20 protein-coding genes are annotated in these 22,718 nt (G+C 66.4%); 13 read left to right on the forward strand and 7 right to left on the reverse strand.

The annotated features are described in order from the left end of the window. The first annotated feature begins 1 nt into the window (after position 1). The 9 genes from hisG (at position 2) to ABQY64_RS09410 (ending at position 8,876) form a co-directional block, all read left to right on the forward strand. Positions 2-916 (forward strand): ATP phosphoribosyltransferase, encoded by a 915-nt coding sequence (gene hisG / locus ABQY64_RS09370; RefSeq protein ID WP_349780671.1) that lies wholly within the window; start codon positions 2-4, stop codon positions 914-916. After that, positions 913-2,208 carry a histidinol dehydrogenase gene (hisD, locus tag ABQY64_RS09375; protein WP_349780670.1) on the forward strand — a complete coding sequence of 432 codons (1,296 nt, stop codon included), beginning with the start codon at positions 913-915 and terminating at the stop codon, positions 2,206-2,208. Before hisG ends, hisD begins: the two co-directional genes overlap by 4 nt. After that, entirely contained in the window at positions 2,205-3,296 is a 1,092-nt protein-coding gene (gene hisC / locus ABQY64_RS09380) for a histidinol-phosphate transaminase (protein ID WP_349780669.1), read from the forward strand. The genes hisD and hisC overlap by 4 nt, the downstream gene beginning before the upstream one ends. Beyond that, complete coding sequence (hisB, locus tag ABQY64_RS09385; RefSeq protein ID WP_349780668.1) at positions 3,293-4,420, forward strand: bifunctional histidinol-phosphatase/imidazoleglycerol-phosphate dehydratase HisB; 1,128 nt, start codon at positions 3,293-3,295, stop codon at positions 4,418-4,420. The genes hisC and hisB overlap by 4 nt, the downstream gene beginning before the upstream one ends. Next, complete coding sequence (gene hisH, locus ABQY64_RS09390; RefSeq protein WP_039521347.1) at positions 4,417-5,019, forward strand: imidazole glycerol phosphate synthase subunit HisH; 603 nt, start codon at positions 4,417-4,419, stop codon at positions 5,017-5,019. Before hisB ends, hisH begins: the two co-directional genes overlap by 4 nt. Then, positions 5,016-5,750 (forward strand): 1-(5-phosphoribosyl)-5-[(5-phosphoribosylamino)methylideneamino]imidazole-4-carboxamide isomerase, encoded by a 735-nt coding sequence (hisA, locus tag ABQY64_RS09395; RefSeq protein WP_211915188.1) that lies wholly within the window; start codon positions 5,016-5,018, stop codon positions 5,748-5,750. The genes hisH and hisA overlap by 4 nt, the downstream gene beginning before the upstream one ends. Beyond that, on the forward strand, positions 5,744-6,520 hold the full coding sequence (hisF, locus tag ABQY64_RS09400; RefSeq protein ID WP_024937742.1) for an imidazole glycerol phosphate synthase subunit HisF: 777 nt from the start codon (positions 5,744-5,746) through the stop codon (positions 6,518-6,520). The genes hisA and hisF overlap by 7 nt, the downstream gene beginning before the upstream one ends. Then, positions 6,510-7,130 carry a bifunctional phosphoribosyl-AMP cyclohydrolase/phosphoribosyl-ATP diphosphatase HisIE gene (hisIE, locus tag ABQY64_RS09405; protein ID WP_024937741.1) on the forward strand — a complete coding sequence of 207 codons (621 nt, stop codon included), beginning with the start codon at positions 6,510-6,512 and terminating at the stop codon, positions 7,128-7,130. The genes hisF and hisIE overlap by 11 nt, the downstream gene beginning before the upstream one ends. A 156-nt stretch (positions 7,131-7,286) precedes the next feature. After that, a complete protein-coding gene (locus ABQY64_RS09410) occupies positions 7,287-8,876 on the forward strand; it encodes a calcineurin-like phosphoesterase family protein (RefSeq protein ID WP_349780667.1) in 1,590 nt (529 codons plus the stop codon). 273 nt (positions 8,877-9,149) lie between these two features. Here the strand turns inward: ABQY64_RS09410 and ABQY64_RS09415 are convergent, their stop codons facing one another. The 6 genes from ABQY64_RS09415 to ABQY64_RS09440 form a co-directional block, all read right to left on the reverse strand. Beyond that, positions 9,150-10,226, reverse strand: a complete 1,077-nt coding sequence (locus ABQY64_RS09415; RefSeq protein ID WP_349780666.1) for a C13 family peptidase — start codon at positions 10,224-10,226, stop codon at positions 9,150-9,152. A 319-nt stretch (positions 10,227-10,545) separates the two neighbouring features. Continuing rightward, complete coding sequence (gene mtnC, locus ABQY64_RS09420) at positions 10,546-11,244, reverse strand: acireductone synthase (protein WP_349780665.1); 699 nt, start codon at positions 11,242-11,244, stop codon at positions 10,546-10,548. A gap of 2 nt (positions 11,245-11,246) precedes the next feature. Then, a complete protein-coding gene (locus ABQY64_RS09425; RefSeq protein WP_024937737.1) occupies positions 11,247-11,813 on the reverse strand; it encodes an acireductone dioxygenase in 567 nt (188 codons plus the stop codon). Between the two features lie 40 nt (positions 11,814-11,853). Continuing rightward, entirely contained in the window at positions 11,854-12,507 is a 654-nt protein-coding gene (locus ABQY64_RS09430; protein ID WP_016904399.1) for a methylthioribulose 1-phosphate dehydratase, read from the reverse strand. Between the two features lie 650 nt (positions 12,508-13,157). Continuing rightward, complete coding sequence (locus ABQY64_RS09435; RefSeq protein WP_104589236.1) at positions 13,158-14,588, reverse strand: amino acid permease; 1,431 nt, start codon at positions 14,586-14,588, stop codon at positions 13,158-13,160. A 226-nt stretch (positions 14,589-14,814) separates the two neighbouring features. Next, the gene (locus ABQY64_RS09440; protein ID WP_026064795.1) at positions 14,815-16,287 is read right to left on the reverse strand and encodes an amino acid permease; all 1,473 of its coding nucleotides are present in this window, start codon (positions 16,285-16,287) and stop codon (positions 14,815-14,817) included. Positions 16,288-16,429: 142 nt separating this feature from the next. Here ABQY64_RS09440 and ABQY64_RS09445 point away from each other — a divergent pair, with 142 nt between their 5' ends. Then, a complete protein-coding gene (locus ABQY64_RS09445; RefSeq protein ID WP_051633988.1) occupies positions 16,430-17,017 on the forward strand; it encodes an NUDIX hydrolase in 588 nt (195 codons plus the stop codon). A 627-nt stretch (positions 17,018-17,644) separates the two neighbouring features. Here the strand turns inward: ABQY64_RS09445 and serA are convergent. Next, positions 17,645-18,886 (reverse strand): phosphoglycerate dehydrogenase, encoded by a 1,242-nt coding sequence (serA, locus tag ABQY64_RS09450; RefSeq protein ID WP_047125460.1) that lies wholly within the window; start codon positions 18,884-18,886, stop codon positions 17,645-17,647. A 208-nt stretch (positions 18,887-19,094) separates the two neighbouring features. On the opposite strand from serA, the gene ABQY64_RS09455 reads away from it, so the two are divergent. Genes ABQY64_RS09455 through ABQY64_RS09465 form a run of 3 tightly spaced genes read left to right on the forward strand, consistent with a single transcriptional unit; the run spans position 19,095 to position 22,703 of the window. Further along, entirely contained in the window at positions 19,095-20,513 is a 1,419-nt protein-coding gene (locus ABQY64_RS09455; RefSeq protein ID WP_349780687.1) for an FAD-binding oxidoreductase, read from the forward strand. Positions 20,514-20,547: 34 nt separating this feature from the next. Continuing rightward, positions 20,548-20,847, forward strand: a complete 300-nt coding sequence (locus ABQY64_RS09460) for a DUF2388 domain-containing protein (protein WP_024937732.1) — start codon at positions 20,548-20,550, stop codon at positions 20,845-20,847. Further along, positions 20,844-22,703, forward strand: coding sequence for a DUF4105 domain-containing protein (locus ABQY64_RS09465; protein ID WP_349780688.1), 1,860 nt, complete (start codon positions 20,844-20,846; stop codon positions 22,701-22,703). The genes ABQY64_RS09460 and ABQY64_RS09465 overlap by 4 nt, the downstream gene beginning before the upstream one ends. Positions 22,704-22,718 lie beyond the last annotated feature (15 nt).

Raw genomic sequence — 22,718 nt, forward strand, 5'->3', positions numbered from 1 at the left:
GATGAGTGCTTCCACGGCAGCACCGGCACGTGACCGGTTGCGTATCGCCATCCAGAAGAGCGGCCGCCTGGCCGAACCGGCGCGCAGCCTGCTGGCCGCCTGCGGGCTGAGCTGGCGGCAGAGCCGCGACAAGCTGTTCTGCTACGGCGAATCGCTGCCGGTGGACCTGCTGCTGGTGCGCGATGACGACATCCCCGGCCTGATCGCCGATGGCGTCTGCGATCTGGGCATCGTTGGCCAGAACGAACTCGAAGAGCAGGCATCCGAGCGCCGCCGCAACGGCCTGCCGGCCGCGTATCACGCAGTGCGCGGGGTCGGTTTCGGCCAGTGCCGGTTGATGCTCGCGGTGCCGGAAGAGTGGGACTGGCAGGGCGTGGCGCAACTGGCCGGCAAGCGTATCGCCACCAGCTACCCGTCAATCCTGGCCGACTGGCTGGAGCGCAAGGGCATCGACGCGGCGGTGGTGGAGCTGTCCGGCTCGGTGGAGATCGCCCCGCGCCTGGGCACCGCCGATCTGATCTGCGATCTGGTTTCCAGCGGCGCCACCCTGGCCGCCAACCAGCTCAAGCCGGTCGAGCTGGTCATGGAGAGCGAAGCGGTGCTGGCCGGTGCGGTGCGCGAGCCGGCCGACGCACGCGCCGCGCTGCTGGCGATGCTGCTGCGGCGCATGGACGGCGTGCTCAAGCTGCGCGACAGCAAGCTGCTGATGTTCCGCGCTGAACACGGCGACGTGGATGCGCTGCGCCGTCTGCTGCCCGATGCAGAGCCGCTGGTGCAGCTGCCCGACGATGGCAACGGTGCGTTGCGCTTGCAGACCATGTGTCATGGCGCGGTGACCTGGCAACGCTTGGAAGAACTCGAACGCGCAGGTGCGCAAGGTTTGATGGTGTTGACGGTGGAGCGCTCGCTGGCATGAATATTCTCGATTGGTCGCAACTGGATGCCGCTGCGCGGACGCAGGCATTGACCCGTCCGGTGCAGACCGTGGCCACGCAGACGCGCGACGCGGTGGCTGCATTGATTGCCGATGCGCGCGCGCGCGGCGATACCGCCTTGCGCGAGATCACCGCGCGTTTCGATGGCGTGGCGCTGGACAGCTTTGCCGTGAGCGAGGCCGAATTCGCCGCCGCCGAAGCGGCGGTGGCGCCGGAACTGCGTCAGGCCATGCAGGATGCGGTGGCGCGCATCGACACCTTCCACCGCGCCGGCATGAGCGAGGGGTATGCGGTGGAGACCGCGCCGGGCGTGGTGTGCGAAAAGATCGTGCGGCCGATCGGCCGGGTCGGCCTGTACGTGCCGGCCGGCAGTGCGCCGTTGCCGTCGACTGCGTTGATGCTGGGCGTGCCGGCACGTCTGGCCGGATGCCGCGAGGTGGTGTTGTGCACGCCGCCGCGCAAGGACGGCAGCGTGGATCCGGCAGTGCTGGTCGCCGCGCAGCTGACCGGCGTGCGCCGGGTGTTCAAGCTCGGCGGTGCGCAGGCGATTGCGGCGATGGCGTATGGCAGCGAATCGGTTCCGAGTTGCGACAAGCTGTTCGGCCCGGGCAACAGCTTCGTCACCGAGGCCAAGCAGCAGGTGGCGCAGTCCGGCGCGGCGGCCATCGACATGCCGGCCGGTCCGTCCGAAGTGCTGGTGATCGCCGATGCCGGTGCGCAGCCGGCCTTCGTTGCCGCCGATCTGCTGTCGCAGGCCGAACATGGCCCGGACTCGCAGGTGCTGCTGCTGTCCGACAGCGATGCGCTGATCGCAGCGGTGCAGGTGGAACTGGACACCCAGTTGGCGCAACTGTCGCGCGCCGGGATCGCACGCCAGGCGCTGGCGCAATCGCGCCTGATCAAGGTGCAGACCCTGGACGAGGCGTTTGCGATCAGCAACCGCTACGCACCTGAGCATTTGATTCTTGCGCTGCGCGAGCCGCGTGCGTGGCTGAGCCAGGTCGAAGCGGCCGGCTCGGTATTTCTCGGCGATTACACGCCCGAAGCATTGGGCGATTACTGCAGCGGCACCAACCATGTGTTGCCGACCAGCGGCGCGGCGCGCGCCTACAGCGGCGTGAGCGTGGCCAGCTTCCAGAAAATGGTCAGCGTGCAGGCGGCCAGCAAGGCCGGGATCGACGGCATCGGCGCATGCGCGCTGATTCTGGCGCGCGCCGAAGGCCTGGATGCGCACGCCAATGCAGTGGCATTGCGCATGGGAGTGGCAGCATGAGCACGTCATCGATTCTGGATCTGGTGCGCGAGGATTTGCGTGCGTTCGCCGGCTATTCGTCGGCACGCACCAGCGCCTTGCAGGGCGATGTGTGGCTCAACGCCAACGAGTCGGCTTGGGGCAATCCGGCCGACCCGGGCGCAAGCACGCGGCGCTACCCGGATCCGCAACCTAAGGGTTTGCGCAGCGCACTGGCGGCGCTGTACGGCTGCGCGCCCGAGCAGCTGTTGATCGGCCGCGGCAGTGACGAGGCGATCGATCTGCTGGTGCGCGGCCTGTGCGCCCCCGGGCGCGATGCGGTGGTGGTGACGCCGCCGGTGTTCGGCATGTACGCGGTGTGCGCACGCCTGCAGAACGCACCCCTGGTCGAGGTGCCGCTGGTGGACGGGCCTGCGGGTTTCCACGCGGATATTCCGGCGATCGTTGCGGCAGCGCTGGCATCGCAGGCCAAGCTGGTATTCCTGTGTTCGCCGTCTAACCCGGCCGGCTCGGCGATTGCCCTGGACGAGATCGAAACCGCGGTGCAGGCCCTGCAGGGGAAGGCGCTGGTGGTGGTCGACGAGGCCTACGGCGAATTCTCCGACGTGCCGTCGGCAGTGGGCCTGCTTGCGCGCTACGACAATCTGGCGGTGTTGCGCACGTTGTCCAAGGCGCATGCGCTGGCAGCGGCGCGCATCGGCAGCCTGATTGCCAACGCCGAGCTGATCGCCCTGCTGCGGCGCTGCCAGGCGCCGTACCCGGTGCCGACGCCGTGCGCGGCAATGGCCGAGCAGGCCTTGTCGGCGCCTGCGCTGGAGGTCACGCGTCGGCGCATCGCCGAGGTGCGCAGCGAGCGCACGCGTGTGCACCAGGCGCTGGAGCAGCTGGCCGGGGTGCGTCAGGTGTATCCCTCGCAGGGCAACTTCTTGCTGGTGCGCTTCGACGATGCCGAAGCGGCATTCCAGGCGCTGCTGGAGGCTGGTGTGGTGGTACGCGACCAACGCGCGGTTGCGCAGCTGTCCGACGCGCTGCGCATCACCCTGGGCACGCCCGAACAGAACGAGCGCGTGCTGAGCGCGCTGCAACGCAAGCAGGAGGCCGCCGCATGACCCCGATTCTTTTCGTCGACCGCGACGGCACGCTGATCACCGAGCCGGCCGATTACCAGATCGACGCCTACGAAAAACTGCGCCTGGTCGACAACGTGATTCCGGCGATGCTCAAGTTGCGCGATGCCGGCTATCAGTTCGTCATCGTCAGCAACCAGGACGGGCTGGGCAGCGACAGCTATCCGCGCGCGTCCTTCGATGGCCCCAACAACCTGATGCTGCAGATCTTCGCCAGCCAGGGCATCGTGTTCCGCGAGGTGTTGATTGATTGCAGCTGGCCGGCCGACAACGCGCCCACGCGCAAACCCGGTGTCGGCCTGATGGTGCCTTACCTGCAGGACCGCACGATCGACTGGGCACGCTCGGCAATGGTGGGCGACCGCATCACCGACATCCAGTTCGCGCAGAATCTCAATATCCGTGGCTTCCAGCTGCGCACCGACGAGTTCGGTGGCGAGTGGGACTGGCCCGGCATCGCACACGAGCTCGCCGATGCACCAAGGCGCGCGGTGGTTCAGCGCAACACCAAGGAAACAAAGATCCGCGTCGAACTGGATCTGGACCGCGTGGCCGAGCCGAAGACCGCCACCGGCCTGCCGTTCTTCGATCACATGCTGGAACAGATCGGCAAGCACGGCGGTTTTGCGCTGGACATCCGTGCCGAAGGCGACCTGCACATCGACGAGCATCACACCATCGAAGACACCGGTCTGGCACTGGGCCAAGCCTTGCGCGAAGCGCTGGGCGACAAGCGCGGCATCGGCCGTTACGGCTTCGATCCCGACGACAGCCCGTGGCGCGTGGCCGGCGCCACCGCGCAGCATGGCTTCACGCTGCCGATGGACGAAACCATCGCCAGTGCCGCGCTGGATTTCAGTGGCCGGCCGTACTTCGTGTTCGACGGCGAGTTCAAACGCGAGCGCGTGGGCGACATGCCGACCGAGCTGGTGCCGCATTTCTTCCGTTCGATCAGCGACGCCTCGGGTTTGAACCTGCACCTGAGCGTGCGCGGTGAGAACGATCACCACAAGGTCGAAGCCTGCTTCAAGGCCCTGGCGCGTGCGTTGCGCCAGGCGATCCGTCGCGAAGGCACCGCCTTGCCCACCACCAAGGGTGCGCTATGACCGATGTCGCGTTGATCGATGCCGGCGGCGCCAACCTGGGCTCGGTGCGCTACGCGTTGGAGCGGCTGGGCGTGGAAGCGCGCCTGGTACGCGATGCAGCCGGGTTGCAGGGCGCGCAGCGGGTGATCCTGCCTGGCGTCGGCGCTGCGCCCGAAGCGATGTCGCGCCTGCGCGCACAGGGCCTGGTCGAGCCGTTGCGACAACTGCAGGTGCCGCTGATCGGCATCTGCTTAGGGATGCAATTGCTGTTCGAACATTCCGAAGAAGGCGATGTCGATTGCCTGGGTCTGCTGCCGGGCATCGTGCGTCACATGACGCCGGCGCTCGGCATTCGCGTACCGCATATGGGCTGGAACCAGCTGGTGCCGATGCGCGCGTCCGCGCTGCTGGACGGCCTGCCGGAGCGTGCCAGTGCGTATTTCGTGCATGGTTATGCCGCGCCGGTGACGGCCGACACCGTGGCCGCCTGCGATCACGGCGGCCTGTTCACGGCGGTGGTGCAGCAAGGCCTGCGCTGCGGCGCGCAGTTCCACCCCGAGCGTTCGGCCGAAACCGGTGCACGCATCCTGCGCAATTTTCTTGAGATGAGCTTCCCATGAGTTTCACCGTTTACCCGGCCCTGGATATCCGCAACGGCCGCGTGGTGCGCCTGCTGCAAGGCGACTACGCACGCGAGACGCAGTACGGCGACGATGTGCTGCCGCGCGCGCAGGCGTTTGCCGATGCCGGCGCGCAGTGGATGCATCTGGTCGATCTGGATGCGGCAAAGGCCGGTGGTTACACCCTGGCCACCACACTGGGCGAGATCGCACGTGCCACCGGCTTGCGGGTGCAGACCGGTGGTGGCGTCCGCTCACGCGAGGACGTGGCGCGCATCCTCGATGCCGGCGCCGCACGCGTGGTGATCGGCTCGTTGGCGGTGCGCCAGGCCGACACCGTCATCGCCTGGCTGCAGGAATTTGGCGCCGATCGGCTGACCATCGCGCTGGACACGCGCCAGGACGCGGACGGCGTATGGCAGTTGCCTGTGCACGGCTGGACCGAGGCCGCCGAGGCCACGCTGGATCAGTTGGCCGTACGTTACGCGCAGGCCGGCCTGCAGCATCTGCTGTGCACCGACATCGCGCGCGACGGCATGCTGTCCGGCCCGAACATGGATTTGTACGCGCACCTGCGCACGCTGGCGCCGCAGTTGCAGGTGCAGGTGTCCGGCGGTGCGCGCAACCTGGCCGATGTCGCGGCCGCCAAGGCTGCCGGCTGCGCCGGCATCGTGCTCGGCAAGGCCTTGCTGGAAGGGCATCTGGTACTGAAGGAGGCACTGGCATGCTGAGCCGCCGCATCATTCCGTGCCTGGACGTGCGCGACGGGCGCGTGGTCAAGGGCGTCAAGTTCCGCGACCACATCGACATGGGCGACATCGTCGAACTGGCGCTGCGCTACCGCGACCAGGGCGCAGACGAGTTGGTGTTCTACGACATCGGTGCCAGCCCGGAAGGGCGCTCGGTCGACTACACCTGGGTCGAGCGGGTGGCGCGGCTGATCGATATCCCGTTCTGCGTGGCCGGCGGCATCGGTAATGTGGAAACCGCGCGCGCGGTGCTGCATGCCGGTGCCGACAAGATTTCGATCAACTCGCCGGCGCTCGGCAGGCCGCAGTTGATCTCCGAGCTGGCCGATGCCTTCGGCGTGCAGTGCGTGGTGGTCGGTGTCGACTCGATTCGTGAGGACGATGGGCAATGGCGCGTGCGTCGCTATACCGGCGACCCGAGCAAGACCCAGGCCTTGCCGATGCGCACGCTGGACTGGGTGGCCGAAGCGCAGCGCCTGGGTGCGGGCGAGATCGTGCTCAACTGCATGGACAACGACGGCGTGCGGCGTGGTTACGACATTGCACAGCTGCGTCAGGTGCGCGCGCTCTGCCACGTGCCACTGATTGCCTCCGGCGGTGCTGGCGAGATGCAGCATTTTGCCGACGTGTTCGACCAGGCCGATGTCGATGGCGCGCTGGCGGCAAGCGTGTTTCACAGCGGCGCGATTCCGATCCCGGCACTCAAGCAATTCCTGCGCGCGCAACAGATCGAGGTACGTGATGGGCAGTAACGAGATGACAGCGGGCGACGCGCTCGCCGCGCTGGACTGGAGCAAGGGCGAGGGCCTGTTGCCGGTGGTCGTGCAGGACGCCGACAACCTGCGCGTGCTGATGCTGGGCTACATGAACGCCGAAGCGCTGGCGGTGACGCAGCAGCGTGGCGAAGTGACCTTCTTCAGCCGCAGCAAGCAGCGCCTGTGGACCAAGGGCGAGAGCTCGGGCAACGTGTTGCGGGTGGTGTCGATCGAGACCGATTGCGACGCCGACACGCTGCTGGTGCAGGCACGCCCGCACGGGCCGACCTGCCATCTGGGCCGCACCAGCTGCTTTCCGGGCGCGCCCGGCCAGTTCCTCGGCAGCCTGGACGCCTTGATCGCCACGCGCGAGCAGGAGCGCCCGCACGGCAGCTACACCACCAAGCTGTTCGAGCAGGGCATCCGCCGCATCGCGCAGAAAGTGGGCGAGGAGGGCGTGGAAACCGCCTTGGCCGGCGTGGTGCAGGGCGATGCCGAGTTGCTCGGCGAGTCGGCCGATCTGCTGTATCACCTGATCGTGCTGCTGCGTGCGCGCGGCCTGGGCCTGGGCGATGCGGTGGCGCTATTGGAGTCGCGGCACAAGTAACGTAGTCATGTAGGAGCGCACCCGGGCGCGACGGGCGTTATCGGTAATGCCCGTCGCGCCCAGGTGCGCTCCTACGGAATGTGTCGGCGTGTCTTTCGCGCCGTGCGCCTGGCGAGGGCGGGTACAATTTCCGCTGATCTTCGCGCGGGAAAACGCATGCAGCTTCGCTTCGCTCTGTTGGCCCTGGGTGTGCTCGCGGGAAGCGCCTACGCGCGCGATGCCGTGGTCGATGGCACCGTCTACGAAGAACGCGACGGGCGTGCCGGGCGCAGTGCCGATGAGCCGGGCATTGCCGGTGTAGTGGTCTCCAACGGCGAGCAACTGGTACGTACCGACGCGCAAGGCCGCTATCGCCTGCCGGTGCGCGACGGGCAGACGGTGTTCGTGATCAAACCGGGCGAGCGCAGCTTCGTGCCAGCCGCCGACGGACTGCCTGGTTTCTGGCGTCACTACGCGCCCAAGGGCTCGGCCAAGCGCAAATACCCAGGCATCGCCGCAACCGGGCGCAATACGCAGCACTGGGATTTCGCGCTGACCCCGCGCGCCAGTGCCGGCGGCAAGGAAGGCTTCCAGATGCTGGTGTTTGCCGACAGCCAGACCGCCAGCCTGACCGATGTGGGCTACTACCAGCGCGACATCGTGGCACCGATCGTCGGCAAGACCTCGGCCAGGCTGGGCACCACGCTGGGCGATATCGTCAGCGACGATCTGAGCCTGTACCCGGCCTTGAACAAGGTCACCACCCAATTGGGCGTGCCGTGGTTCCATGTGCCGGGCAATCACGATCTCAACGTCGACGCCGGCGACGATGCGCATTCGCTGGACAGCTGGCGTGCCGTCTATGGCCCGGACACCTATGCGGTGGAAGAGGCCAACGCCAGCTTCGTGTTCCTGGACGATGTGATTTATACGCCAGGCGGCAAACCGGCTTATGTGGGCGGCCTGCGCGAGGATCAGTTCACGTTCCTGCAGGCCTATCTGGCGCAGCTGCCGCGCGAGCGGCTGCTGGTGCTGGGCATGCATATTCCGTTGTTCGACGCAGCGCCGGGGCAGGAGACCTTTCGGCATGCTGATCGTCGCCGCCTGTTCGCCTTGTTGAAGGATTTTCCGCATGTGCTGGTGCTCAGCGCACACAGCCATACCCAGCGACAGGTCGATCACGGCGCCGATGAAGGTTGGCAGGGCACCCGCCCGCTGCACGAATACAACGTCGGCGCGGCCTGCGGTGCGTTCTGGTCCGGTGCCAAGGATGCCGACGGCATTCCCGACGCGACGATGAGCGACGGCACGCCGAACGGGTACGCGGTGCTGCAGGTCGCGCCCGGCGGTGACTACACGCTGGCCTATCACGTCGCGCGCTCGGTCGATGACGCGCAACTGCTGCTGCACGCGCCCAAGGTGCTGCGCCAGGGTGCGTATGCGGCCTGGGGGATCTACGCCAATGTCTTCATGGGCCAGGACGACACCCTCGTCGAGATGCGCATCGACAATGGCGCATGGCAACCGATGAAGCGGGTGGAGCGTGCCGATCCGCGCCTGCTGGCCGAGAACGTGCGCGACGATGCGGCCGAGCAATTGCGCGGCTACGACCGCTCGCCCGAGGCCACGCCGTCCACGCATCTATGGCGTGGTGCGCTGCCGACCACGCTGGAAGTGGGCGAACACGCGGTGGACGTACGCGCATCGCTGCCGACCGGGCAGTACAGCGCACGTACGGTGTATCGCTTGCAGCGCGCCGATCCCTGAGGGGGAGGCGTGTGTGGGGCGGGGTTCTGATGTGGAGCCCGTCGCGCATAAATGCGCTCCTACGGTGATTGGTTGTTGGTTCGTTGACGCTTGAACCCTATCGCCGGAAACACAAACGCCTCCACGAGGGAGGCGTTTTGGGATCCGGGCTGGCAGGCGATGGCGCGCTGGCGGGGATCGATGCTGGCTGGCGTGAGCTGGCTGGCCGGGCGAGTGTAGCGAGGCTGCGCCAGCGCTGACGAAATGAGAATTAGTCTCAGCGCGTGGCAATCTTCATGGCGTCGCGGATGCTGGCACGGGCGACGGTTTGCGCGGGCTGGCCGGTGCGGCCGGCACCTTGACCTTGGTCGGGTCGTCCAGCGACTTGCTATCGGGACCGGCTTCCGGATCCTGGTCCTGCCCGGCGTCCGGGGCGGTCTCCAGCGGCGGATACGGGTAGGCTACGGCCGCACCTGCATGTAGCCCTGCACGCCAGCGTGCCAGCACCGGCGCGATGCGCTTGCCGAGCGATTGCTGCGGCAACGACGGCAGTTCGCCTTCCTGCTTCTCGCGCGCGGTGATCGCCGTCTTGGCCATATCGAACGCGGCCAGCGGGTCGTCGCTGCGGTTCATCGCATCGATCAGCCAAGCCTGGCCGAAGTAGGTTGCATTGGAGGTGTTGCCGCAGCCGAACGAGGGCCGGTCCGCGCGCGCGGCGGTGAGGATCAGCGTGTCCGGCGAACGCAGCGCCGGAATGAAGCCGCCCGAGTAGCACGCCGACAGCACGATGATGCGATTGCCGATGCCGGCATCGTCCAATGCCTGCCGCAGATCCTGCGGGCTGATGAAGTCTTCCTCGTCCTGGTCCACCTGCACGTACAGCGTGTGGTCTTCGGTGCCATGGGTGGTGACGAACAGCAGCAGCGCGTCTTCCTTGCGATCCATGCGCTTGCCGATTGCGGCAAGCGTGTCGTACAGGTTGTCGTAGGTTGCCAGCGGTGCGTACGGCTGCTCGCCCAGATTGTCGGGGTTGTTGACCAGCGTCACCACGCGGCCGCGCGCAGCGAAGCGTTGTTCGAACAGTTGCCTGAGGTAGAGCGTCTCGTTGCGAAACACATCGTCGCTGGCATCCCCGGCGAAACCGACCACATACAGGTCGGTCACCCCAGGACGCTGTGGCTGCAGCGCGTTCAATGCCTGCGCAAGCGCCGCCTGGTCGACCGGGTCCACCTCATCCTTGCCTGCCGCCGCCTGGTTCGGCAGTGCGGCACCGGCATCGGGATGACAGCCGGCCATCAAGGCCACGATGACGATCAACAAGGAGAGTCGCCGCAACAAGGCGTTCGGTCCGAAGGGGGAATGCAGCGACATGACAAACGCCGAGGTCTGGGAGAACGGGTGGAGCGCCTGGGCGCAGTGATCGCAACGCAGGCCATGACGTTGCACAACGTCCATCGATCCGCTTCAAGCACATCTTGCAGAACACGTTGCCTGCAGCAGGCCTTGCCTGCCAAGTCTCGCCACTGCGCATCGTCAAGGCCGGCTGACCCATGCCTGCAATCGCGCCGCAAGCCTGCCGTCAAGCGGGTGCGGACGGCGCGCTTGAACCGCAATACATCAGGAGCGCATGCAACGCCGAGTAACGACTGCGCTCACCCGAAGATGAGCGCAGCAGGCTTGCCGACCGCGCCTACAGCGCCAGCTCGGTGAAACTCTCCACGCGCTGGTGGCTGCCGATCTCGTCGGCCGAGCGTGGGGTGGGGTAATCCTCGCGACGGTCCAGCAACGCGGTACGCATTCCGGCACGCTTGGCTGCGTCCAGCTCTTCGATCACGTCCGACAGGAACAGGATCTCGCCCGGCGGCACGCCGATGCGTTCGGCGATGCGGCGGTAGCTGGCGCTCTCTCGCTTGGGGCCGACCTCGGTATCGAACCAGTCGCTGACCAGCCCGCTCAGGTCGCCGGCATCGCTATGGGCGAAGAACAGCTTCTGCGCCGGCACCGAGCCGGACGAATACACGTACAGCGGAATGCCGGCCGCATGCCAGGCCTGCAGCTGGATCGCTGCGTCGGCATAGATGTGCGCGGTGAAGTCGGCGGTCTTGTAGCCGTCGCTCCAGATCATCCCCTGCAGCGCCTTGAGCGCAGTGTGCTTGCGATCCTCGTCGATCCAGGTCTGCAGGGTGCTGACCAGGACTTCGTCCGGTACGTCCTCGCCGATCTCGTCGGCCACCTGGTTGAGCCAGTGCCGCACCTGCGGGTGACCGCCGTGCTCCTGCACGTAGGCCGGCATGGCGCGGCGCGCATACGGAAACAACACGTCCTTGACGAACGAGATGCTGCTGGTGGTGCCTTCGATATCGGTGAGGATCGCTTGCGGTCGTGTCATCGTCAGCTGGCCTTTGGAGGTTTCTCGGGGGCGTAGCGGGGGAATTGTTGGGCGATTTCGGTGCCGGTGAAGTGGCCGACCCAGCCATCGGGCTCGGTGAAGAAGCGGATCGCCACAAAGTGCGGCTCCGGCCCCATGTCGAACCAGTGCAGGGTGCTGTCGGGCACGGCGATCAGGTCGTCCTTCACGCATTCGATCTCGTAGACCTTGTTGTCCACGTGCAGCGTGAACTGGCCCGAGCCGGCGACGAAGAAGCGCACCTCGTCTTCCTTGTGGAAGTGCTCGTCCAGGAACTTGGCGCGCATTTCCTCGCGCTTGGGATTGTCCGGCGCGATGCTGACCACATCGACAGTCTTCAGCCCGCGCTCGGCGCTGAGCCGCTCGATATCCTCGCGGTAGGCCGCCATCACCTGCTCGGGCGATGCGCCCGGCTCGATCGGCTGATTGGCCTTCCAGCGCTCGAAGGTCACGCCGATCTTGCTCAGCTCGGCGGCAATCTGCTCGCCGTCGCGGCTATCGAGCTGCGGCAGGTTGGGATCGGAATCGTTGTAGATGCGAAGTCGGCTCATGGCGATCTGGCTCACAAGGAAAGAGGGAGGTGGCGAGGACTTAGCGCGGGCCGCGCAGCTTCAGCAGTTCGAGTTCGCAATGCAGCAGAAATTCGAAGGCCTCCAGGTGACGGCGCGCCTCGGCCATGTTGCGGCCCCAGGCATACAGACCGTGTCCTTCGATGAGATACCCCCACAGGCTCTGTTTGTCCAGCAGGGCCTCGACCTGCGCGGCCAGCACCTGCATGTCCTGCGTATTGGCGAACACTGGCACGTCCACCGCCGTTTCATGTGTGGTGTTGCCTTCGAAGGCTTTCAACAGCTCATAGCCCTCCAGCCGGATCATGCCGCTGCCGGCGTACAGCCGCGAGGCAATGGTCTGCACCGGCGAATGCGTGTGCAGCACGCAGCCGATCTCGGGGAAGCGGCGATACAGCTGGGTGTGCAGCAGCGTTTCCGCAGACGGGCGCAACGGACGGCCAACCGCCAGGCCATCGAAGTCCACCACCATGATGTCTTCTTCGACCAGGCGGCCCTTGTCGCGGCCGGACACGGTGATCGCAGCGTGCTGTTCGTCCAGGCGATGGGAGAAATTGCTGCTGGTGGCCGGCGTCCAGCCGGCCTGGGCCAGCTCGCGGATATTGCCGATCAGCAGGTGCGCCAGCTCGTGCAGACGCGCGGCGCTATAGGGCAGGGGGGCAGTGGTCGCATTCATGGACCTATTCTACTGCCCCGCCGGATTACGGTCAGGTGCAGCGCAGCAGGGTTTTGTTCCTGCCAGGCCCGTACCCAGAGCGGCCGACAAAACGTGAGGAGCGCGCGCCTGGCAGTGAGCGAGGTGGTTTCGTCAGTCGTCTGTTGTCGGATGCAGTCACCAGCTCAGGTCAAATGCCTGTTCGGTCGAGGGCGCGGTGCCCTCACCGCCCGCGTGACACGCCGCAAGTACGTCCATGTAGGCTCGGTGGCGGCATCCATGCCGCCACACGGTCCCGCAATCGGCGAGGCCACCGCACCAGAGAGTGAATCGGTGGTCGTGTGAAAGCTGCTTGTTGCTCGGGTTGAATCTGAAAGCTGATCGGAAGCGATGCGATCCGAGCAACACACCGCGTGCTCTGCTCGCAACCATGCGTACCGACTATCTCGACAGGTCCTTGCCCGCCCACCGTCGCGGGACCTTACGCGGCATGGATGCCGCGTAAGAGCCTACAGGGACGTACTTGCGGCGTGTCCCGCGACGGTGGGCGGGCAAGGACCCTGCAGCCAAGCCGCAGACCAGCACCCACTAACCAACCAAGCTACAGATCAGCCGCGCTGCAATAGACCGGCGCGCAGGCGTTCTACCATCCGCTCAAACCACGGATATGCTCAGTGACCGTCGCGCAGACGGCTGTGGCGGTAACCGTAGCCGAAATAGACCACCAGCCCGACCAGCGTCCACACCCCCATCAGCATCCAGTTGTGCAGGGTCATCGCCGACAGCAGGGCCAGGCAGCTCAACACGCCGGCGCTGCAGATCAGCCAGGCCACCGGCATGCGGAACGGACGCGGCAGTTCCGGGTGGGTGCGGCGCAGGATCAGCACGCCGGCGCACACCGCGGCGAAGGCGATCAGCGTGCCCATCGAGGTTAGCTCGCCCAGCACATCCAGCGGGAACACCGCTGCCAGCAGGGCGATGCCCACGCCGGTGATCACGGTATTGACGTGTGGGGTGCGGTACTTGGGATGGATGCGGGTGAAGATCGACGGCAGCAGCCCGTCGCGCGCGATGATCATGAAGATGCGCGGCTGGCCGATGATCATCACCAGCACCACCGACGACAGCCCGATCAGCGCGCCGACTTCCACCACCACGCGCAACCAGGCCAGCTGCGGATGCGCCGCTACCGCGGTCACCACCGGCTCGTCGGTGCCGAGCAGGGTGTAGGGCACCAGGCCGGTCATCACCGCCGCCATGGCGATGTACAGCACGGTGCAGATGACCAGCGACAGGATCATGCCGATCGGCAGGTCGCGTTGCGGGCGGTGTGACTCCTGTGCCGCCACCGACACCGCCTCGAAGCCGATATAGGCGAAGAACACCATCGCCGCGCCGCGCAGCACGCCTTCCATGCCGTACTTGCCCGGACCTTCGTTGGCCGGAATGAACGGGTGCCAGTTGGCGGTATCCACGTACTTCCAGCCCACCGCGATCACCAGCAGGATCAGCCCGGTCTTGAGGATCACCATCGCCATGTTCATCGCCGACGACTTGCGGATGCCCACGTAGCACAGCCAGGTCAGCAGCAGCACGATACCGGCAGCGGGCAGGTTGGCGATTGCGCCGGTGCGCTGCAGCTTGCCGTCCAGCGGCGCGCTGACCAAGGCAGCCGGCAGGTGGATGTTGAAATGCTCCAGCAGGCTGAGGAAATAGCCGGTCCAGCTGACCGCCACCGCCGAGGCGGACACGCCGTATTCCAGCACCAGCATCCAGCCGATGAACCAGGCCGCCAGTTCGCCGAAGGTGGCATAGGTATAGGTGTAGGCGCTGCCGGATACCGGCACCATCGCCGCGAACTCGGCGTAGGCCATTGCGCAGAACGCGCAGCACACCGCGGCCAGCACGAACGACAGCATGATCGCCGGGCCGGCGTGGTCGGCCGCGGCCTGGCCGGTGATGACGAAGATGCCGCCACCGATCACCGCCCCGATGCCCAGGGCGGTCAGCCCCCACGGCCCGAGTGCGCGTTGCAGGCCCAGCCCGTCGGCCGCCTCGTGGCTGGCGTGCGGATGCTTGGTGGCCCAGAGTTGCTTGAACATGCAGCGGTTCCTGTTGAATCCCTGCACGTAGCAGTGCGGGCGTGTGCGAGATGTGCGGGCTGTTGCGAGGGACTCGTGTTGTCAAATCCCCGCACACGGATGTGCGGGCTGTTGCAAAGGACTCTTGTCGTCAAATCCCCGCACACGGATGTGCGGGCTCTTGCGAGGGACTCGTGTTGTCAAATCCCCGCACATGGATGTGCGGGCTCTTGCGAGGGACTCGCAGTTACGCCTTACGGGCCAGCCGGCTATGGCGAATGCCATAACCGAAATAGATGACCAGGCCGATCATGGTCCAGCCCACGAACACCTTCCAGTGTTCCTGGAAGGCCTGGAAGAACAGGAACAGGCAGGCCAGCGCGCCCAGCGGGCAGATCAGCATCGCCAGCGGCACCCGGAACGGGCGCGGCAGATCCGGCTTGGTGAAGCGCAGCACCATCACCCCGGCGCACACGGTGGCAAAGGCGAGCAGGGTGCCCATCGACACCAGTTCGCCCAGCACACTGAGCGGGATCAACCCGGCCAGCAGCGCGGCGACCACGCCGACGAAGATCGTGCCGACATAGGGGGTATGGAACTTCGGATGCACCTTGCCGAACAGTCGGGGCATCAACCCGTCCTTGGCCATGGTGTAGAAGATGCGCGGCTGCGCCATCAGCATCACCAGCACCACCGAGGACAGGCCGGCGATCGCGCCGATCTCCACTGCGGTCTTGAGCCAGGTCAGTTGCGGGTGCGCTTCCAGCGCAGTGGCCACCGGCTTGGCGGTGCCGAGCTGGGTGTAGGGCAACAGGCCGGTCAACACCGCACAAACGATGATGTAGATGACGGTGCAAACCGCCAGCGATACCAGAATGCCGATCGGCATGTTCTTCTGCGGATCCTTGGTCTCGCCGGCGGAGGTGGAGACCGCGTCGAAGCCGATGTAGGAAAAGAACACGATGGACGCGGCGCGGAACACGCCGTCCCAGCCGAACTGGCCCGGCCCGGTATTTTCCGGGATGAAGGGATGCCAGTTGGCCGGGTCGATGTAGGCGATACCGAAGCCGACGAACAGGCAGATCACCACCACCTTGATCGCCACCACGATGGCGTTGGCGAATGCCGACTGGGTGACGCCGACGTAGCACAGCATGCTCACCGCAGCCACGATCAGCACGGCCGGCAGGTTGATGAGGTTGCCGGAGCTGACAAAGTTGTGGCCGTCCCAGGCCAGTGGCGCGCCGGCCAGCTCGGCCGGGAACGGCAATCCGAGTGTGCCGGTCAGGAAACTGATCAGGTAGGCGGACCAGCCGACCGCAACGCTGGATCCGGCGAACAGGTATTCCAGCACCAGGCACCAGCCGATGAACCAGGCGATGCCCTCGCCGAGAGTGGCATATGAATACGAGTAGGCGCTGCCGGAGACTGGCATCATCGCCGCGAACTCCGCGTAGCACAGGCCGGCGAATGCACAGGCGATGCCGGCGAACACGAAGGACAGCATCACCGCCGGGCCGGCATGGTTGGCAGCGGCCTGGCCGGTCAGTACGAAGATGCCGGCACCGATCACCGCGCCGATCCCCAACATGATCAGGTGCTTGGCGGTGAGGGTGCGTTGCAGGGTGGCTTCGCCTTGCAGGCTGCCTTCGACCGGTTCGCCCCCATCGACATGTCCAGCGGGCTCGATCGGTTTGACCCTCAACAGAGACTTCAGCATTCGGTACATCCCTAAGTGGCAAAGCTAAGGCGCGCGCGCCTGGGCGAAGGTGGTGCGCCGCGTCCCGGTGGGACAGGCAAGCGGCCTACCTTGCCAAAGCTACACGCTCACGACAAGCACGTACGCAGCATGAATGGCGATAATGGCCGCCTGGCCCGCGACGGGCGACCGGGAACGACAGATGGTGGATGCAACCCTGCAACAGCGATTGGCCGACTACCGCGCACGCTGGCCTGACGAGGCGGAGCTGGCCGAGCAGTTCGCTCAGCTGCTGGACGATGCCACCAACCCGTTCCTGCGCGAGCGTGTCGAAGGTCATTTCACCGGCTCGGCGTGGGTGGTCAGCGCCGATGGCACGCGCACGTTGCTGACCCATCACCGCAAGCTGCAACGCTGGCTGCAACTGGGCGGGCACGCCGACGGCGACCGCGACCTGGCGCAGGTGGCCTTGCGCGAGGCGCAGGAGGAATCCGGATTGACCGGCTTGCGCCTGGCTGACGCGGCCATTTTCGACCTGGACCGGCACTGGATTCCCGCGCGCGGCGAGGTGGCCGGGCACTGGCATTACGACGCGCGCTATGTGGTGATGGCTGGGGCGGACGAGGCGTTCGAAGTCAGCGAAGAATCGCTGGCCCTGGCGTGGCGCCCGGTCGCCGAGCTGCTTGCCGATCCGCAACTGGATCCGTCGATGCGGCGCATGGCGGAGAAGTGGGTGGCGCGCGCGCGTTGAGCAGCTTGTTAAAGCCCCTTTTGTCGGGGCGATAAGGTGCTGCTTGCGCGCCACTGGCTCAGGTGCCGCAAGCGCGGGCACGCCTGTTACTTGCCGGCTTCGGTGGGCGGCAGCAGCGCGGCCGGGGATCGGCTGCTCGGCTCGGTCAGACATCCTGTCTGACTCGCCGCCGCGGCACATCCCTGTGCCGCTTTCCGCCAATCCCCGGCCACGCTGCTGCCTCGGCCATTCGCTGTCATGGCCTTGGAAGCATTGAGTGAGTGATGAGACGTTGCCTAACGCTTACGTCTGCGAACCAAAGCCCCTCTCCTGTCGGGGCGAGCAGGCACAGCTTGCGCGCCATGGGCGCGCGTGTCTGCGAGCGCCCGCGCCGCAAGCGCGGACCGGGGGAGGGTACGGTTGACTAATTGGGGGATAAAGCACTGCCTGCGCGCCACTGGCGCGGAGCGGGGGTTTGGGGGTGAGTACCGCCAGGTATCGGCTGCCAGTCTACGAGTCACCCTTACTGGCGCGGGGCGACGCGTTTGCCATGGCAGACGCGCCGAAATTGGCCGCAGCACCCCTCATCCGGCCCTTCGGGCCACCTTCTCCCGTTGGGAGAAGGGATCACCTCAGTACAAAGTCCGCTCAGTACAGAATGCGCGTCCGCAAGGTCCCTTCGATCAAGGCCAGGCCTTCCTTCAGTGCGGTGGCCTGCGCCTCGCTGGCGCTGACGTCGATCACCACGTAGCCGACCTTGGGATCGGTGCGCAGGAACTGGCCGTCGATGTTGACGTTGTGGCGCGAGAACAGTTCGTTGATCTTGGACAGCACGCCGGGCACATTGCGGTGGATATGTAGCAGACGCAGGCTGTCGGGGTGCTCGGGCAGGGTGACCTCGGGGAAGTTCACCGCCGACAGGGTGCTGCCGTTGTCGCTGTAGCGCACCAGCTTGGCAGCCACTTCGACGCCGATATTGTCCTGCGCTTCCAGCGTGCTGCCGCCGACGTGCGGGGTCAGGATCACGTTGTCGTGTGCGGTCAACTTTGATTCAAACGCATCGCCATTGCCCTTGGGCTCGATCGGGAACACGTCCACCGCCGCGCCGCCGATCTGGCCCGAGCTCAGCGCCGCGTCCAGTGCGTCGATGTCGATCACCGTACCGCGCGAGGCGTTGATCAAATGCGCGCCGTGCTTCATGCGCGCGATTTCCGCCGCGCCGATCATGTCCTTGGTCGACGGCGTCTCCGGCACATGCAGGGTCACCACGTCCGAGCGTGCCAGCAGGTCGTCCAGATCGATCGCCGCGCGCGCGTTGCCCAGCGACAGCTTGGTTTCGATGTCGTGGAAGATCACCTGCATGCCCAGCGACTCGGCCAGCACGCCGACCTGGGTGCCGATATGCCCGTAACCGACGATGCCCAGCACCTTGCCGCGCGTTTCGTGGCTGCCGGCGGCCGACTTCGACCACCCACCGCGATGGCATTCGGCGTTCTTCTGCGGGATGCCGCGCAACAGCAGGATCGCCTCGGCGATGACCAGTTCGGCCACGCTGCGGGTGTTGGAGTAGGGCGCGTTGAACACCGGGATGCCGGCCAGCTCGGCTGCGTCCAGATCGACCTGGTTGGTGCCGATGCAGAAGCAACCCACTGCGATCAGCCGCTTGGCATGCGCCAGCACCTCGGCGCTCAACTGCGTGCGCGAGCGGATGCCGACGATATGCGCCTCGGCGATGCGCGCGATGAGCTCGTCTTCCGGCAACGACTTGGCGTGCAGTTCGATCTGCGAATAACCGGCGGCGCGGAACACATCCACGGCAGTCTGGCTGATGCCTTCCAGCAACAGGACGCGGATGTCCTGCTTGGGAAACGAGGTTCTCTTCGGCGACATGGGGGAGCGCATTGCAGCAATCGGGTCGGCAACTATGCCAGATGGGCCGCGCGATGGGGCGCCCGCAACGCAGTGTTTGCGCAGGCAAAGTCCTTGCGGTGCAACGGTTTCAGCTGAATCCAACGCCGCGGCGGCGCCATGTCGTGCAACTGGACGAGGCTGGCGCGCACTGGCACGCTGTGCGGTTCCTACTGCAGCGCCGTGTGCCATGACCGATCCCCGCATCCTTTCGTTGCAACAGGCCGTGCCCGCGTTGCGTTTGAAGACCGAGCCGGCCGACCTGGAACACTACGGCCGCGACTGGACGCGGCGCTGGACGCCCAATCCGCTGGCGATCGCCTTGCCCGGTGCGGTGGACGAGGTGCAGGCGGTGCTGCGCTGGGCCAATGCGAACGCGGTTGCGGTGGTGCCTTCGGGCGGGCGCACCGGTCTTTCCGGCGGTGCGGTGGCTGCCAATGGCGAGCTGGTGCTGAGCCTGGAGCGCCTGAACAAGCCGCTGGAGTTCAATGCGGTGGATCGCACGCTCACCGTCCAGGCCGGCATGCCGCTGGAAGCGGTGCACAATGCCGCGCGCGAGCATGGGCTGGTGTATCCGGTGGATTTCGCCGCGCGCGGTTCGTGCTCGATCGGCGGCAACATCGCCACCAATGCCGGCGGCATCCGCGTGATCCGTTACGGCAATACCCGCGACTGGGTGGCCGGCCTGAAGGTGGTCACCGGTGCCGGCGAACTGCTGGAACTCAACAACGCGCTGGTGAAAAATTCCAGCGGCTACGATTTCCGCCATTTGATGATCGGCTCCGAAGGCACGCTCGGCGTGGTGGTCGAGGCGACATTGCGACTGACCGACCCGCCGCCGCCCAGCAACGTGATGCTGCTGGCACTGCCCTCGTTCGAGGTGCTGATGCAGGTGTTTGCCGCGTTCCGCGCGCAGCTGCGGCTCGAGGCGTTCGAGTTCTTCACCGACCGCGCGCTCGAACACGTGCTGGCGCACGGCGCGCAGGCGCCGTTTGCGCAGGTGCATCCGTATTACGTGGTCACTGAATTCGCCGCCGGCGACGAGGCGCAGGAAGCCGCGGCGATGGCGGCATTCGAGACCTGCATGGAGCAGGGTTGGGTCAGCGACGGGGTGATCAGCCAGAGCGATGCGCAGGCCGCGCAACTGTGGCGGCTGCGCGAAGGCATCACCGAAGCGCTGGCGCGCTACACGCCGTACAAGAACGACGTGTCGGTGCGCATCTCGGCGATGCCGGCGTTCCTGGCCGAAACCCAGGCGTTGCTGCACGATGCGTATCCGCATTTCGATGTGGTGTGGTTCGGCCATATCGGCGATGGCAATCTGCATATCAACGTGCTCAAGCCCGACGACACCAGCCAGGCCGATTTCGTGACGGCCTGCGATCAGGTGACCAAGTTGCTGGCGCAGGCCTTGCAGCGTTTTGGCGGCAGCATCTCTGCCGAACACGGCATCGGCCTGGTCAAGAAGGCCTATCTGTGGAGTACGCGCTCGGCCGAGGAGATCGTCTTGATGCGCGGGATCAAACATGTGCTCGATCCTCATCTTTTGCTGAATCCCGGCAAGCTGTTCGAGATGGACGACGCGCCTGCCGCCACGCGTGCCGGTTAGTCTTTCACCACCTTTACATGGAATCGATACGCCAATGATGCGCTCCCTCGTGTTTTGCGCTTTGACGCTGCTGCCGCTGGCGGCCTTCGCATCCAGCCTGGCCGGAACCTCGGCGGGTGCATCGTCGGCCGGTTCGTCCAATTCCTCCGGCAGCAGTTCCGGCGACGACAAGGTGGTGGCCGACGCACGCGAAGATGCCGCCGGCTTCGTCGCCAGCGATGGTGCGATCCGCGGCGCGCGGCTGGAAGCGGCGCTGCTGCAGTTGCGCAGCCGTAGCGATGCGGCGCGGCTGTCCAGCGACCTGGAACTGGCGCAGTCCATCCTGGCCCAGTGAGTTCTCTTCGCCGGTGCTGGTGGCTGTGGCTGGCCGCAGCGATCGCACCGGCGGCGCAGGCCGAATTACGCATCGATGTCGATCCGCAGGGCCTGTCTGCGGCGCAGATCGACACCACGCACGCATTGGTGAAACAGGTGGCGCAGCGTCTGCCGCCTGCCTGGATGCAGCGCATCGACGCACCGATCCAGCTGCAGTGGCGCACGGACTTGCCGGCACACGTGCACGGCCGCGCGATCGGCCGGCGCATCCTGCTTGATCGTGCGCTGCTGGATGCCTGGAGCGCGCAGGCGACGGCCACGCAGACCGACCCCGAGGCACCGGCCACGCGCGCGGCAATGGCCGCCGTGGTACATGAACTGGCGCATGTGCTGGACCGCGGTGCGCACGGCCGCCTGTCGCGCGACCCGCGGCTGCGCGACCTGGCCGGCTGGCAGGTGCGTCCCTGGCGGATCGGGCGTGGCGCAAACCGGTTCAGCGATCGCAGCCCCGACGATTACGAGCGGCGCAGCCCAGCCGAATTCGTCGCGGTGAATCTCGAACATTACGTGCTCGATGCCGACTATCACTGCCGGCGTCCGGCGCTGGCCGCCTGGTTCGCCGAGCAGGTCGGTGCCATGCCCGATGCAACGCATTGCGAGACGACGCTACCGTACCTGCAGGCTGATAACGATGCCGGCGCGATGTCGCTGCTGGCACTGGATCCAGCGCGTGTGTACGCGGTGGACTACCTGCTGGCCGAGGGCAATGCGCAGCCGATGAGCCGCTGGGGCCACAGCATGCTGCGTCTGGTGATCTGTGCCCCTGGCCGCACGCCCGGTCCCGATTGCCGTCTGGATCTGCAGTATCACCGCGTGCTGTCGTTCCGCGCCTTCGTCGGCGATGTGCAGATTTCCAGCTGGCGCGGGCTGACCGGCTCGTATCCCTCGCGGTTGTTCGTATTGCCGTTGAATCAGGTCGTGGACGAATACACCAAGGTGGAGCTGCGCGCGCTGTCGTCGGTGCCGCTGACACTGACGCGCGAGGAGATCGCCGCGCTGCTCGCACGCGCCGCGCAGGTGCATTGGAGTTACGACGGGCGCTACTACTTCATCGGCAACAACTGCGCGGTGGAGACCTTCAAGCTCCTGCACGACGGCGTGCCGCGGCTTGCCGCGGCCGGGCTGTCGTCGATCACCCCGCGCGGCGTGAGGCAGCGCTTGCAGCGCGCCGGCATCGCCGACATGCAGGTGCTGGACGACCCTGCGCAGGCGATTCGCCAGGGCTATTACTTCGAGTCGGCGGCAGCGCATTACCAAACCATGTTCGAGGTGATCCGCCGCGGCCTGCCGGTGCCGCAGACCAGCGTGGAGCAATGGCTGGACGCGCGCGCGGACGCGCGTGCGCAGTGGTTCGACCGCGGCGGTCTACGCGAGACCGCTGCAGCGTTGTTGCTGGAACAGGCCGCGTTGCGCCGCCAGGAGTTGCTGGCACGCGATGCGCTCAAGCGCCTGCTGACACCCGGCGCTGCCGGGCGCGACTCGGTGCAGGGTCAGCTGCAGTCGCTGTTCGCGCGGCAGGCCCAGCTCAGTCACCCGGCCACGCTGTTGGGCAGCGCCGGCTACGGGCTGCCGCAAGCGGAAGAGCAGCAAGACCTGAGCGTGCGCGTGGCGCAGGAAACCGGCGTACTGGTCGACGGCTGGAAACAGCTGCAGGCGCTGGGGCGGCAGCAACTGCCGGCCGACGTCCGCGCCGGACTAGAGCAGGGCGAGGCGAATGTGCAGCGCCTGCGCGCACGCCTGCGCGTGCTAGCGCGCGGTGATGCGGCTGCCGACAAAATGCGGTCGGAGATGGGTATACCTTTGCAGGCGCAATAGCGATTCGGACCACGC

The organism is Xanthomonas sp. WHRI 7065 (assembly GCF_040203115.2).
GTDB lineage: Bacteria > Pseudomonadota > Gammaproteobacteria > Xanthomonadales > Xanthomonadaceae > Xanthomonas > Xanthomonas arboricola.

Excerpts from the sequence above, each read along its gene's own strand:
- ABQY64_RS09435 (WP_104589236.1), bottom strand. The coding sequence starts at position 14,588 with ATGTTCAAGCAACTCTGGGCCACCAAGCATCCGCACGCCAGCCACGAG.
- hisD (WP_349780670.1), top strand. The coding sequence starts at position 913 with ATGAATATTCTCGATTGGTCGCAACTGGATGCCGCTGCGCGGACGCAG.
- hisIE (WP_024937741.1), top strand. The coding sequence starts at position 6,510 with ATGGGCAGTAACGAGATGACAGCGGGCGACGCGCTCGCCGCGCTGGAC.
- hisF (WP_024937742.1), top strand. The coding sequence starts at position 5,744 with ATGCTGAGCCGCCGCATCATTCCGTGCCTGGACGTGCGCGACGGGCGC.
- ABQY64_RS09415 (WP_349780666.1), bottom strand. The coding sequence starts at position 10,226 with ATGTCGCTGCATTCCCCCTTCGGACCGAACGCCTTGTTGCGGCGACTC.
- mtnC (WP_349780665.1), bottom strand. The coding sequence starts at position 11,244 with ATGACACGACCGCAAGCGATCCTCACCGATATCGAAGGCACCACCAGC.
- ABQY64_RS09455 (WP_349780687.1), top strand. The coding sequence starts at position 19,095 with ATGACCGATCCCCGCATCCTTTCGTTGCAACAGGCCGTGCCCGCGTTG.
- hisB (WP_349780668.1), top strand. The coding sequence starts at position 3,293 with ATGACCCCGATTCTTTTCGTCGACCGCGACGGCACGCTGATCACCGAG.
- hisG (WP_349780671.1), top strand. The coding sequence starts at position 2 with ATGAGTGCTTCCACGGCAGCACCGGCACGTGACCGGTTGCGTATCGCC.
- ABQY64_RS09410 (WP_349780667.1), top strand. The coding sequence starts at position 7,287 with ATGCAGCTTCGCTTCGCTCTGTTGGCCCTGGGTGTGCTCGCGGGAAGC.
- hisA (WP_211915188.1), top strand. The coding sequence starts at position 5,016 with ATGAGTTTCACCGTTTACCCGGCCCTGGATATCCGCAACGGCCGCGTG.
- serA (WP_047125460.1), bottom strand. The coding sequence starts at position 18,886 with ATGTCGCCGAAGAGAACCTCGTTTCCCAAGCAGGACATCCGCGTCCTG.
- ABQY64_RS09430 (WP_016904399.1), bottom strand. The coding sequence starts at position 12,507 with ATGAATGCGACCACTGCCCCCCTGCCCTATAGCGCCGCGCGTCTGCAC.
- ABQY64_RS09425 (WP_024937737.1), bottom strand. The coding sequence starts at position 11,813 with ATGAGCCGACTTCGCATCTACAACGATTCCGATCCCAACCTGCCGCAG.
- ABQY64_RS09460 (WP_024937732.1), top strand. The coding sequence starts at position 20,548 with ATGATGCGCTCCCTCGTGTTTTGCGCTTTGACGCTGCTGCCGCTGGCG.
- hisC (WP_349780669.1), top strand. The coding sequence starts at position 2,205 with ATGAGCACGTCATCGATTCTGGATCTGGTGCGCGAGGATTTGCGTGCG.
- ABQY64_RS09440 (WP_026064795.1), bottom strand. The coding sequence starts at position 16,287 with ATGCTGAAGTCTCTGTTGAGGGTCAAACCGATCGAGCCCGCTGGACAT.
- ABQY64_RS09445 (WP_051633988.1), top strand. The coding sequence starts at position 16,430 with ATGGCCGCCTGGCCCGCGACGGGCGACCGGGAACGACAGATGGTGGAT.
- hisH (WP_039521347.1), top strand. The coding sequence starts at position 4,417 with ATGACCGATGTCGCGTTGATCGATGCCGGCGGCGCCAACCTGGGCTCG.